This window comes from Sphingobacterium sp. UBA2610, from assembly GCF_002339225.1.
Classification (GTDB): Bacteria; Bacteroidota; Bacteroidia; order Sphingobacteriales; family Sphingobacteriaceae; genus Sphingobacterium; species Sphingobacterium multivorum.
Genome location: NZ_DDKA01000034.1, coordinates 18,719 through 31,723, shown reverse-complemented (window position 1 = coordinate 31,723; position 13,005 = coordinate 18,719). Strand labels below are relative to the sequence as shown.

9 protein-coding genes are annotated in these 13,005 nt (G+C 39.6%); 5 read left to right on the top strand and 4 right to left on the bottom strand.

All coding sequences use genetic code 11. The features are described from left to right. The first annotated feature begins 128 nt into the window (after positions 1-128). Together B4Z47_RS23145 and B4Z47_RS23140 are read left to right on the top strand one after the other, a co-directional pair. Complete coding sequence (locus B4Z47_RS23145; protein ID WP_286728009.1) at positions 129-2,411, top strand: GH92 family glycosyl hydrolase; 2,283 nt, start codon at positions 129-131, stop codon at positions 2,409-2,411. 77 nt (positions 2,412-2,488) lie between these two features. Then, positions 2,489-2,815, top strand: a complete 327-nt coding sequence (locus B4Z47_RS23140) for a DUF493 domain-containing protein (protein ID WP_070563528.1) — start codon at positions 2,489-2,491, stop codon at positions 2,813-2,815. A 66-nt stretch (positions 2,816-2,881) separates the two neighbouring features. Here B4Z47_RS23140 and B4Z47_RS23135 read toward each other — a convergent pair whose 3' ends face one another. Together B4Z47_RS23135 and pnp are read right to left on the bottom strand one after the other, a co-directional pair. After that, entirely contained in the window at positions 2,882-3,829 is a 948-nt protein-coding gene (locus B4Z47_RS23135) for a hypothetical protein (RefSeq protein ID WP_286728006.1), read from the bottom strand. A gap of 82 nt (positions 3,830-3,911) precedes the next feature. Beyond that, the gene (gene pnp / locus B4Z47_RS23130; RefSeq protein ID WP_286728004.1) at positions 3,912-6,098 is read right to left on the bottom strand and encodes a polyribonucleotide nucleotidyltransferase; all 2,187 of its coding nucleotides are present in this window, start codon (positions 6,096-6,098) and stop codon (positions 3,912-3,914) included. Positions 6,099-6,268: 170 nt separating this feature from the next. On the opposite strand from pnp, the gene B4Z47_RS23125 reads away from it, so the two are divergent. After that, a complete protein-coding gene (locus B4Z47_RS23125) occupies positions 6,269-6,511 on the top strand; it encodes a hypothetical protein (protein WP_139144929.1) in 243 nt (80 codons plus the stop codon). A gap of 211 nt (positions 6,512-6,722) precedes the next feature. On the opposite strand, the gene rpsO is transcribed toward B4Z47_RS23125, so the two are convergent. Both rpsO and B4Z47_RS23115 read right to left on the bottom strand, forming a co-directional pair. Continuing rightward, positions 6,723-7,001: a 30S ribosomal protein S15 gene (gene rpsO, locus B4Z47_RS23120; RefSeq protein ID WP_046674145.1), complete on the bottom strand. Its 279-nt coding sequence runs from the start codon at positions 6,999-7,001 to the stop codon at positions 6,723-6,725. A gap of 104 nt (positions 7,002-7,105) precedes the next feature. Beyond that, positions 7,106-8,317, bottom strand: a complete 1,212-nt coding sequence (locus B4Z47_RS23115) for an acyltransferase family protein (RefSeq protein ID WP_070563519.1) — start codon at positions 8,315-8,317, stop codon at positions 7,106-7,108. Positions 8,318-8,544: 227 nt separating this feature from the next. On the opposite strand from B4Z47_RS23115, the gene B4Z47_RS23110 reads away from it, so the two are divergent. Beyond that, positions 8,545-9,711: an ROK family protein gene (locus tag B4Z47_RS23110; protein ID WP_286728002.1), complete on the top strand. Its 1,167-nt coding sequence runs from the start codon at positions 8,545-8,547 to the stop codon at positions 9,709-9,711. A gap of 50 nt (positions 9,712-9,761) precedes the next feature. Continuing rightward, positions 9,762-12,986 carry a SusC/RagA family TonB-linked outer membrane protein gene (locus B4Z47_RS23105; RefSeq protein ID WP_075991032.1) on the top strand — a complete coding sequence of 1,075 codons (3,225 nt, stop codon included), beginning with the start codon at positions 9,762-9,764 and terminating at the stop codon, positions 12,984-12,986. The last annotated feature ends 19 nt before the right edge of the window (positions 12,987-13,005 follow it).

The following is a 13,005-nucleotide window of genomic DNA, read 5'->3' as shown; positions in this document are numbered from 1 at the left end:
AAGTTTTTTATTACGAAGATTACTAAAGTAAAAAATTTAACGACAATTTACTAAAATAATAATAAAATTGCGCTAAAAGGTTTTATTTACTAATTTTAAGCAGTTTTCAAATACCCGAACAAAAACCTATGACAGGAAATAAACTACTCAAAACAGTGTTGGGAACACTAATTTTGCCATTTTGTGCGCAAGCCCAGCAAAATCTTACACAATATGTCAACCCCTTTATTGGTTCCGCGGATCATGGCCACGTGTTTGTTGGTGCCAACGTACCTTTAGGTGCAGTACAATTGGGGCCTACCCAAATTCCACAGATTTGGGACAAGTTCAACGGATGGGACTGGTGCAGTGGATACAATTACAAAAGCCAGGAAATTTTGGGTTTTACCCATACCCACCTGAGCGGAACAGGTATCGGTGACCTCAACGACCTCATGATCGTTCCAGCCAACGGAAAATTACAATTAACGCCAGCGGAATTCAATAAAATGAATACAGGTTATGGCTCTTCCTTCAAAAAGGAAAATGAGGTTGCCAAACCCGGATTCTATAGCGCTTATTTAGATGACTATCAGGTACAGGCCAACCTGACAGCAACCGAACGTGTTGGCTATCACCAATATCGCTATGAAAAAACAGACAATGCGCATATTTTGGTCGACTTAGGCTACCATATCAATTGGGATAAACCGACAGACACCTACATCAAACAGGTGAACGACTCGACCTTTGTTGGTTACCGCTTTTCAACAGGATGGGCAGCTGACCAAAAATTGTATTTTGCCATCAGAACTTCCCAACCGATACAGAAAGTAAGATTTTTCGACGGTAAAGAAGAAAAATTAGGCCAAACAACATTTAAAGGACAGGCGATAAAAGCGGCTTTATTCTTTGATGCTGTTAAAAACAAAACCATCGAACTTAAAGTCGGTATTTCTCCAGTAAGCTCGACCAATGCCCTGAATAATATCAATGCAGAGATCCCGGGCTGGAATTTTGAAAAAGTAAAACAAGAAGCCGATCAGCGTTGGAACAAAACCTTAAATAAGATTCAATTTGAAGCCGACAAAGATACGAAGACAATCTTCTATACGGCATTATACCACACCTACTTCGCTCCTACCATCTTCAACGATGCAAATGGCGATTACCTAGGGACTGACAAACAAGTATATGAAAAACAGGATTTTGTCAACCATACGGTATTTTCGCTTTGGGATACTTACCGTGGTCTTCATCCTTTGATGACGATCTTGGAGGACCGTAAAATCAACCAGGATTTTATCAAAACCATGTTGGCGATCTATCAACAACAAGGTAAATTACCCATGTGGCACTTACAAGGCAATGAAACCAATACAATGGTTGGATTACCTGCAATTCCAGTGATTGCTGACGCCTTCTTAAAAGGAATTATTGACGAGAAAGACTATCCTTTGATGTGGGAAGCTGTTAAGACCACAGCAATGGGTAATGATCACGGTCTGAAATATGCGCGTGAACTGACCTACATTCCTATCGACAGCATGCCTAATGAGTCTGTAGCATGGGCATTAGAGTATGCGATTGCTGACTTCGGTGCTTATAAAATTGCCGAAAAACTGGGTAAAACAGAAGACGCTGCTTATTTCAAAAAACGCTACAAACTATACGAGCAATATTTTGACAAAGAGGTAGGTCATTTCGTCGGTAAAAAAGCCAATGGCGAGTTCCGCAGACCTTTCGACCCCCTCATGGCCAAACACCGCGAGAATGACTATTGCGAAGGTAATGCATGGCAATACACCTGGTTAGTACCCCAAGATGTCAAAGGGCTGATCAATCTTTTCGGTGGCGAGGAGAAATTTTTGAAAAAACTGGATTATTTTACGACCATGTCATCGGATCTTGGTGGTGAAGCTTCACCGGATATTTCAGGACTAATCGGCCAATATGCGCAAGGTAACGAACCAAATCACCATATCCCCTACTTGTATGCTTACGCGGGACAACCTTGGAAAGGTGCAGCCTTAGTCCGTAAAGCGATGACTGAGTTTTACACAAACAGTCCAGCTGGTCTATGTGGAAATGATGACGTCGGACAAATGAGCGCATGGTATGTATTCTCGGCAATGGGCTTCTATCCATTAAATGCAATGAGTGGTGTTTATGTCTTCGGTTCGCCGATGATGCAACATGCGAATATCAATCTACCGAATGGCAAAACGTTAGCGATCGATGTTAAAAACCAAGGCAAAGCCAATCCATATATCAAATCAATCAAATTAAATGGCCAGCCTTACGCCAAAACGTTCATTACACATGCGCAGCTTTTAGCAGGTGGACAGATGGAAATCGAGATGAGTGCTACGCCACACAAAAACTTTGGTAAAAACAAAGCCGATTGGCCTTCAAGCATTGACAATAATTAACTGAAAAATTGTCAGTAAAACATTACTGGATTAATATTTGTTAATACCTTAATAACATATTTAAGGAGAAACAAAACATGGCAGATTACAAAAACATCAATATACAAGATATCCCTGATGGAGGTGATAATCCAAAAGACTTCTATGAAACTTTTAAAGAGCGTTTGGAAGACTTAGAAACATTTCCAAAGGACTATACGTATAAATTTATCTTACCAAAAGATCAGGACCACTTCAATCAGATCCAGAGCGTATTTGATGACACAGGTGCACAGTTTGATTTTAAGGATTCCAAAACAGGTAAGTATACTTCAATTACGGTAAACTTGAACGTTAAAGACGCCGATCAGGTGATCTACTTCTACAAAGAAGTAGCGAAGATAAAAGGTGTTATCATGTTATAAAAAACAAATCAGGCTGTCGAATTGACAGCCTGATTTGTTTCTATTTCCTTCTTAAAATACCCCCCCTTATTTCAACACCGCAACATCCAGCCAATAATCGCCACTAAATCTTTTACTATCATGATGTAGTTTCAATAGATTAACAGCAGTCTCCTCCTTTAAAAAATCCAAAATTCGTTTGACATCCCGCCGGGCAGCAAACTGTTTCCAGCTATTCTTACGATCATAAAAAAAAGACATTTGTCCCTTCATGCTATCCCATGTCCCGCCCAGCGCATATAACTTCGTTTCACTAAACAGTATATTAAAATAGTCATTATATGCCGAGCAATCGAGTGTAATCTCTTTATTTTTATTAGTCACCCAGTCAAATCGATACGAACAGTACATCGGGTTCCCATAGTAAATACCGGGTTTATGGGGAATCTTGGCCTCCTCAAAAAATTGCTTGAGCAATTTCACCACTTCTGGCTCACCATCGTATGCTAAGGGCACATCACTAAGCTCCCGATCCATATATAAGGTAAAAGAAGACAGATCGAGGCCCCAGCGTCCTTGATGATCCAATAAAAACTTGGACAAACGCTCCACAAGCGATGACATCCCACCTCTGAATGAACCTTGCACGGAAAGTGCTTCAAATGGTCTTGCCTCGTTAAATTTATAAGGGCTTTCATACACATCCATCACAAAGCGGTTATATTCCCGATCAAAATTAATGTAAAGCTCGTCTGTCATTGAATCCCTGATAGCTTTATCCTTTAAGATTAACCTATTAAGAGGCCAAAATAAATCCTGTTTATAGGACCACAAAATGGCACGATCCAGTTTATAAAACTCATAATGCCCCTTGGGCAAAATCATATTATTTTTATGTGCATAATGCTGTACAGTGGCAGACAGCTTCTGAAATTTATCCCCAAAAGACCGCTGACCATAAACTGACACATGAATGAGGACAAACACCAGAATCGGACTGGATTTCAAAAGAAGCAAACGAAGTATACTTTTCATAGGATAAAGATGCAGCTAAGTTTTATTTTCCATAAAAAAAGCCCGCGTAAAGCGAGCTTTTCATATCATTTAAAGAATAAACTTATTCTTGACCAGCACCAGCTACAGGAGCTTCGCCAGCAGGTTTATCCTGCTTTGGTTTGTCTTCTTTCGGCGGACGAGGCAATAAAGCTTTACGGGAAAGCTTCATTTTACCTTGTTTGTCGATATCCAACAATTTAACCGTTACTTTATCACCTTCTTTGAAGATACCGTCCATTGTTTCAAGACGTTTCCAGTCGATTTCAGAGATGTGCAATAAACCGTCTTTACCAGGCATGATTTCAACGAAAGCACCGAATGGCATAATTGATTTCACTTTACCTTCGTAAGTTTCACCAATCTCTGGTTTAGAAGCAATCGCTTTGATACGACCTACTGCATCATCAATAGCCGCTTTATTATCTGCGAATACTTGAACAACACCTTTATTATCAACTTCTTCGATCGAAATTGTAGCACCGGTCTCACGTTGCATTTCTTGGATAATTTTACCACCTGGTCCGATTACAGCGCCAATAAATTCTTTATCGATCAACAATTGAACGATACGTGGTGCATGTGGTTTGTAATCTTCGCGAGGAGCAGAAATTGTTTTCTTCATTTCACCCAAGATGTGTAAACGCGCTTCTTTTGCTTGATCCAAAGCTTGTGTCAACACCTCCCATTTCAAACCATTGATTTTTAAGTCCATTTGACAAGCAACGATACCATTTTCCGTACCAGTTACTTTAAAGTCCATATCACCTAAGTGATCTTCATCGCCTAAGATATCCGATAAGATCGCGTATTTACCTGTTTTCTCATCAGAAATCAATCCCATGGCAATACCTGAAACTGGCGCTTTCAATTTCACACCGGCATCCAAAAGTGCTAATGTACCAGCACATACAGTTGCCATAGAAGAAGAACCATTTGACTCAAGAATATCAGAAACGACACGGATCGTATATGGATTTTCACTGTCTGCAGGAAGTACCTGTTTCAATGAACGCATTGCTAAGTTACCGTGACCAACTTCACGACGACCTGGACCTCTATTCGGTCTTACCTCACCTGTAGAGAATGCAGGGAAGTTGTAGTGAAGAATAAACTTGTTATAACCGTTGATAAAAGCACCATCGATCATTTGCTCATCGTCTTTAGCACCTAAAGTAACCGAAGTCAATGATTGTGTTTCACCACGTGTGAATACTGCCGAACCGTGTGCAGCAGGCAAGTAATCCACTTCAGACCAGATCGGACGTACAGTACGTACATCACGGCCATCTAAACGAATTCCTTCATCTAAGACAAGGTTACGAACAGCATCATACTGAACATCGTGGAAATATTTTTTAAACAAGAAAGCTGTATCATCATCCAATTCTTCTGGCATTGTTGCTCTGTACTCTTCCGCGATTTTTGCGAAGTTCTCAGAACGGTCATGTTTTGCAGAAGCAGATTTTGCAATAGCGTAAACCTTATCGTAAGTAGCGGCAAAAATAGCATCTCTCAATTCAAGGTTTTCAGGCTCATGGTTATACTCACGTTTAACCGTTTTACCAACTAAGTTAGCCAGTTCTACTTGAGCAGCAACTTGTTTTTTGATCGCTTCATGAGCAAAAGCAATTGCTTCCACCATTTCAGCTTCAGAAATTTCTTTCGCTTCACCTTCAACCATACCAATATCTTGTGCAGAACCAGCAACGATAAATTCTAAAGTTGCTTTTTCAAGTTCAGATAATTTTGGATTGATCACCAATTGACCGTCAATCTTCGCAACGCGAACTTCAGAAATTGGTCCATTAAAAGGAATATCAGAAACAGCAATAGCTGCAGAAGCAGCCAAACCTGCTAAAGCGTCAGGCATAATATCTTTATCTGCAGAGATCAAGCTAATTGCCACTTGTGTATCTGCGTGATAGTTTTCAGGGAATAAAGGACGTAATGCACGGTCTACCAAACGTGAGATCAATACCTCATAATCCGATAGTCTAGCTTCACGACGTAAGAAACCTCCTGGAATACGGCCAGTTGCCGCGTATTTTTCTTGATAATCTACAGAAAGAGGTAAAAAATCAACCCCAGATTTCGCTTCTTTAGCTGAAACGACCGTTGCAAGCAACATCGTATCACCTTGTTTTAATACTACAGCACCATCGGCTTGTTTTGCCAATTTACCTGTAGACAATTCGATCTGGGTGCCATTACCCATATCGATGGTTGTTTTAATTTCGTTGTAATTCATTTAATCTTGTTTGCGACATGCTTTTCATCGTGTTGGCAGCATGCCAATATTTTAAATACATTAGATTTCAGCACAAAGGTAAATTAAAATATTAAGATTAATGCAATTAACAGCAGGCTAAATCATCAAACCATCGTAATACGGCAGCAACCGCCTTAATCTGTCAAGCAATGAATCAATTGAAGTCTTCTCAAGTTCTCTTATTTCTCGAAAAAGGCTTCCAAAGGCTTATCAATTATAACGAGGAATCTAGCCTGTCGCGTAGTATAAAACAATATAAGACAAGTATAAAACATGGCTATCATTTTCGGAGATTCCTCGGTGCTTCTTCGGTACTTGTTCGGAGCTTGTTCGGTACTTCTTCGGTTGGAAGCGAAGAAATAGCGAGCAAGCTCCGAGGAAAAAGCGATTAAATAAAGACTAAATAGTGAAACTGAAGTAAGGGATAAATAGGCCAATGTCGTCCGCTAACCTAAGAAAGTCCTGAACAACTACAAAAGGCCATGACGAACAGAAAACGACCATGCTGACGCGAAAAATACAATAACAATTCGGGCACGATAAACACAATAAAAAAAGCCATCCAAAAATTGGATGGCTTTCTTAACACCTTTGTATTAAAGCTTATTTGATAATATCACGTAAACCTAGACCTTTAATGATCGCACGGTAACGGTTGATATCTTTTTTGTAAAGATAAGCTAATAATGAACGACGTTTACCTACTAACATTTGTAGGGCACGTTGTGTACCGAAATCTTTTCTGTTTTTTTTCAAGTGCTCAGTTAAGTGAGCAATTCTCTTAGTGAATAAAGCAACTTGACCTTCAGTAGATCCTGTGTTTGTAGCTGATCCAGCAAATTCTGCGAAGATATCAGCTTTGTACTCTTTACTTAAATACATTTCCTGAATAATATTAAAGCGTTAAAAATTTTATTAATTGGCTGCAAAGATAGCAAAAATCTTCGGTTGCCAAAATAATTTAATAAGCAAAGGTTCAGCCACTATTAAACCTTTACGTAGATTTTCTTCTTATCCAACCAATAGCAGATTACCCACATCAACGTTAAGAAACATAGTGAATAAACAAAAGAACCAACTTCTGGTATCCCAGGCACTTTCGCGCAAACATATTTATAAAACCAGGCAAAAGCGTCGAGGTATTTTTGTGTACCATCCTCTTTTACGCCATCAGGAATGCGGAACAATCCCAAAAAGCGTGGTAGAACACCGCTCAAGACAAAGATGAATAACGGATTTTTACCAAAAACATCAAAAAACTGTGTCAATTTATTTTTCACCCCCTGCACTTCAATAAACCAGATCATACCACCTAGTGTCATGGTTGCCAAACCTGTTGTATAGAGCACATAGGAACTCGTCCATATTTTTTTATTGATCGGAAAACCCAAGGCCCATATCCAAGCCAATACGACCAAAATAAATCCGGTCACAAACATTCCCGCCAGCAATTTAAAATGAGGCTCACTTGAGGCCGGCACTTTCGTCCACAGCCAATCCACCTGACCTTGCTTTTTAATAAATACACCAACTAAATAGCCAAAGACGACCTGAACAATTGTCGGCAAGGTACTCATCAGCCCTTCAGGATCAAATGGCACCCCCTCCCCTTTGTAAACATGCGGCAAACCTAGGATTGCTATATCATACTTTGTACCGAACCAGCCCTCCAAGCTATAGGGATCTGCTCCTCCGGCTATTGCACAGATTGCCCAATATAACAACAGTATGATTGCCGAGATCCAGATAATCGTTTTTTCTTTAAAATAATAAGCTAAAATCGAAGCAAAACAATAAGCGACTGCGATGCGTTGGAGCACACCGAAAATCCGAATTCCCCGGCTCGGATCCGTTCCGTCCACCCATTGTTTAAAAACCAGCTCCGCACCATCCCATTTCACAAAAGGCCACCAATTGATGAAAAGTCCAATCGCAAAAATCAAGATCGTCCGTTTAATTACTTTTTGCCAAAATACTGCAGGTCCTGCCTCCTGTAAACGAGGTATAACAAAAGACATGGCATTACCTACTGCGAAAAGAAAAAAGGGAAAAACCAGGTCTGTAGGTGAACATCCATGCCATTCTGCATGTTTTAGCGGTGCAAACATATGAGCCCATGTACCCGGATTATTCACCATAATCATCAGTGCCACAGTAGCTCCACGAAATACATCCAAGGAGTAATAGCGTTGTTTCATAATCAGATTGTATAATTAAAAGGTAAATATAACGTATTTACCCTTCATTTTTATGCGCAGTCCACAATTTAATGGCATAAACAGGAAGGTTTATTGTTATAGAAAAAATAAAAAGACAAAGCACAACGGCAACTTTTTAAATTTTTTTAAAAAGTATTTTGATCTTACATACGATTTAACATATCTTTAACAAAAGTTTAATCAACTTTTAGAAACCACACAAACTGATGGAAAAAGAAATACTGAAAAACCTTTATTTTGATTCTGCGCTTTCTATTGCAGAGTTGGTCAAAAAACTCGCCAAGAGTACACCTTCCATCACAAAAATAATCAATCGTTTACTCGAAGAAAAGATAATTGTTGAATGTGGTTTTGCAGAATCCACTGGTGGAAGACGTCCTTTACAGTTCGCAATTAATCCAGCGCTGAATTTTTATATTTTAACGATTTCAGCCGATCAGCATTTCTCTACATTTACCATTACCGATCTCAATCAGCAAAAAGTCATCGAACACCGCGATATTCCTTTAGAATTAAAGGCTAGCAATTCTTCTGATTTACTATTGGGTGAAATTGAATCGATTTTAGAATTATCGGGAATCAATAGCAATAAAATAATTGGCATTGGTCTTAGCATGCCGGGATTTGTAAACTCCGAGCTGGGTGTCAATGAATCTTATCCCCATAATCATCCGCTATATCGCATAAAAGATAGCATAGAAGCAAAATATCAGCTATCTACTGTCATAGAAAACGACTCCAGATGTATCGCTATAGCAGAGAAAGAGTTTGGGGCGGCTAAGGGTATTGATCATTCGCTGATTATCAACCTAAATTGGGGAGTAGGATTGGGTATTATTATTAATAGCTCCGTTTTTAAAGGAGAGTCTGGTTTTGCGGGAGAATTTAGCCATATCCCACTTTCGGATGACAACACCTTATGTTCTTGCGGAAAAAGAGGGTGCCTTGAAGTGGAAGCGTCGTTGGATGCTGCCATTCGAAGCACGGAAGCTGATATCCAAAATAACGAATATTCAATTTACAGCACCTTCGTAAAAAGCAATCTCAACAAAATAGATGCTTTAATTGAAGCGTCGAATGTAGGCGATCAAATCGCGATCAATAATTTAGGAAAAATAGGTTACATGCTAGGTAAAGGTATATCAACACTTATCCATATTCTTAATCCAAAACAAATTATTGTCAGCGGAAGAGGTGCAGAATTAGGAAGGATTCTGAATCCGCAAATACAAATTGCCATCAATGAATTTTGTATCCCCGAGATTGCAAAAACAACGAATATCCAGATGTCAGCTTTAAACAAACACGCACAAATCAAAGGCACTGCAGCAATTGTAGTCGAAAACCATATCAATAAAATTTTAATTCAATAAATAACCACACTAATCATTTACTTATTGTAATTCATACTAATCATTAAAAAATGAGTCTATTTTACAAAAAAGCAACAGGTATAGCATTGTGCACGCTATTTAGCGCCACCTCGCTTTACGCACAACAAACCATTACTGGTACAGTAACAGACGCGAAAGGTCCTGTTTCAGGAGCGACAGTTTCTGTTAAGGGTACTGCCAAAGGAACGCAAACAAATGCAAGCGGAACCTTTACGATTCAAGCCGCTCCAGGAGAAGTATTACGTGTTTCTATTGTCGGTTACCACACGCAAGAAATTACGGTTACTTCCGCTAAATCGATTAAAGTCTCCTTAACTGAGGACGCTTCAGCTTTAGATGAAGTTGTTGTAACTGCGATGGGTATCAAGCGCGAATCTAAGGCGCTAGGATATGCAGTTAGCAATATCAAAGCAGAAGAAATTACCAAAGCGGGTAACACCAACTTTGGATCAGCACTATACGGTAAAGCCCCAGGTGTGAAAATTACCACTGCTCCGGGTGGTTCTGCCAGTGCGGTTAACGTTCAAATCCGTGGTATCAATTCATTAAACTATCAACGCCAGCCCCTCTATGTTGTCGATGGTATCATCATCCGTAACGATCAACAAGGTGGTGCGACTGGTGCAAACAATAATAATTATTGGGACGATCAACGTATTAGAGGTAATGGTATGCTGGACATCAACCCAGCTGATATCGACAATATTTCCATCTTAAAAGGTGCCGCAGCCAGTGCATTGTACGGCTCGGACGCTGCAAGTGGGGTAATTGTTATTACAACAAAGAAAGGCACAAAAGGTAGAGGTCTAGGAATTGACTTCAACTATAATGGATCAATCGAAAGAGCAGCCTTTTTACCGAAGTTCCAAAATATTTATGGACCTGGCTACGATGCCGCGACAAACATCGCTAACGGCGCATCTGCCGAAGGTTGGTTTACAGATGCTAATTCTCCATCAGGAAGAAGACCATACTATAGATCCTACGGAAGTTTTGGTCCAAAATTCACTGGCGAAGATGTTATGTGGTGGGACGGACAGGTACGTCAATACAAAGCACGTGAAAACAACTACTACGACGTATTTGACAAAGGCTACAATTCCAATATTAACGTCGGTATCTCAAACCAAACGGAGAAAATTAACTACCGTTTGAGTGCGACCAGAATGGACTATAAAAGTACAAGCCCTGGTAGTAAACAGAACAGAAATACCTTCAATCTCAATAGCACGCTAAAACTTAGCGACAAATTATCAACCGATATCGTCGCTAACTTTATCAATACCAACACCCATAACAGAACCTATCTGTTGGGTCAGGTACTTGGAAGTTTTGACGGATTTTTCAGCAGAACAGAAGATATGTCTGCAATGAAAAATGCGTATCAAACCACTGATGGCTACAAATATTCCAAATTTGGAACAGGACGTCCTGAAGATTTCAAATACACGATGCGGGCTTCCAACCTCTTAGATTATTTTTGGAATCAATACAAAAACAGTTATGATGAGACCGAAAATAGGATTTTGACAAGTGCCACATTAAACTGGGATGTTGTAAATCACTTGAAACTCCGCGGAAGAATCGGTAATGACTTAACTTCTGCAACGAGCATCAACAAGCAATACAACGAATACGCAACAGCTTACAATTCAACTACCAGCAGTTCCGGAGGCTTTGCTACTTCAAAAGGAGTCTATTCAATTCTGTATGGTGATGTAATGGCAACCTATAGCAACAAAATCAATGCAGATTTTGACTATTCAGCGAGCGTGGGCTTCCAATCGAGATCAGAACGTTATGATGATCAATCTTCAAGTACAGCAGGTGGTCTTGTTACCGAAAACTGGTTTAGCTTAAGCAACAGTTACGCGCAGGCAACAACTTCAAATAGCAGAAAGGAAATGCTAAAATATGCCTACTTCGGTTCCTTGAATATTGGCTATAAAGGATTTGCTTACTTAGACGGTACTTATCGTTCTGAATACTCTTCTACACTACCTTCATCGAACAATAATTATCGCTATGGCTCCGTTAGCGGTAGCTTTATTTTCAGCGATGCTTTCGATATCAAGTCGGATAAGTTCTCCTACGGTAAACTTCGTGCTTCCTACGGTATTGTTGGTAATGATGCTGCAATCTACGAAGCAAATATCGCTTATAACCAGAATCCATTATTGACAATCAATGGCGCTGTTCCATCATTGACCTACAGAAACAATTATGGAAATCTCAATCTACGTCCTGAGCGTAAATATGAGGTTGAGGTAGGTATGGAATTGAAGTTTCTAAAAAATAGATTAGGATTAGATGTTAGTTACTATAACAATTATATCGATGATCAGATCTTAGGACTTACAACACCAGCCTCTACAGGGGCAACTTCCCAAATTTTGAATATCGGAAAAATTGCCAATAACGGTTTGGAGCTTTCCATCAACGGTACGCCAATTCAAAATGAAAACTTTACCTGGAATTCTAGACTGAACTATTCATTTAATAAGTCGACTGTTAAAACCCTAGCACCAGGTGTTGAAGAATTGGTATTCTACTCTGCCGATGAAAACTCTTTGAAGATTACCGCAAAAGAGGGTGAGAAATTAGGAAATATTTACGTTTATGACATTGCAAAAGATCAAAACGGCAATAACTTGATTTCGGACGATGGACTTTATGTAATCGACAAAACCAAGTACAAATATGCTGGCAACATTATGCCAAAAGCGATCGGGGGCTGGACCAATACATTTACCTATAAAAACTTTATGTTAGACTTTACTGCTGATTATCGTTTTGGAGGTAAAATGGTATCCGAAAACCTCAAATACGGCATGAGTGCGGGTCTATATGAAAACACCTTACCATACCGCGAAAATGGGGTGACTTTGCAAGGGGTTAACGCCAATACAGGAAAAGCAAACGATGTGCATTTGAGTGCTGCAGAGTACTACATGAACACTTTCGGATGGGGTGCAGATTCTTGGACTGAAAAAGGTGCTGTATACGACAACAACTTTATCAAATTAAGAGAATTGTCTGTTGGTTACCGTATTCCGGACAGCTTCACCAAAAGACTTAAAATTAACAATTTAAAGGTTTCTTTGTTGGGCAGGAATCTATTCTACTTCTACCGCACATTGAAAAATCTTGATCCTGAAGCTCCAGTAGGAAACAAATGGTGGGCACAAGGTGTAGACGTTGGTTCATCTGCTGCTACCCGAAGTTTCGGTTTTTCATTGAATGCTAATTTTTAATTTTTTACCCACGAGAATC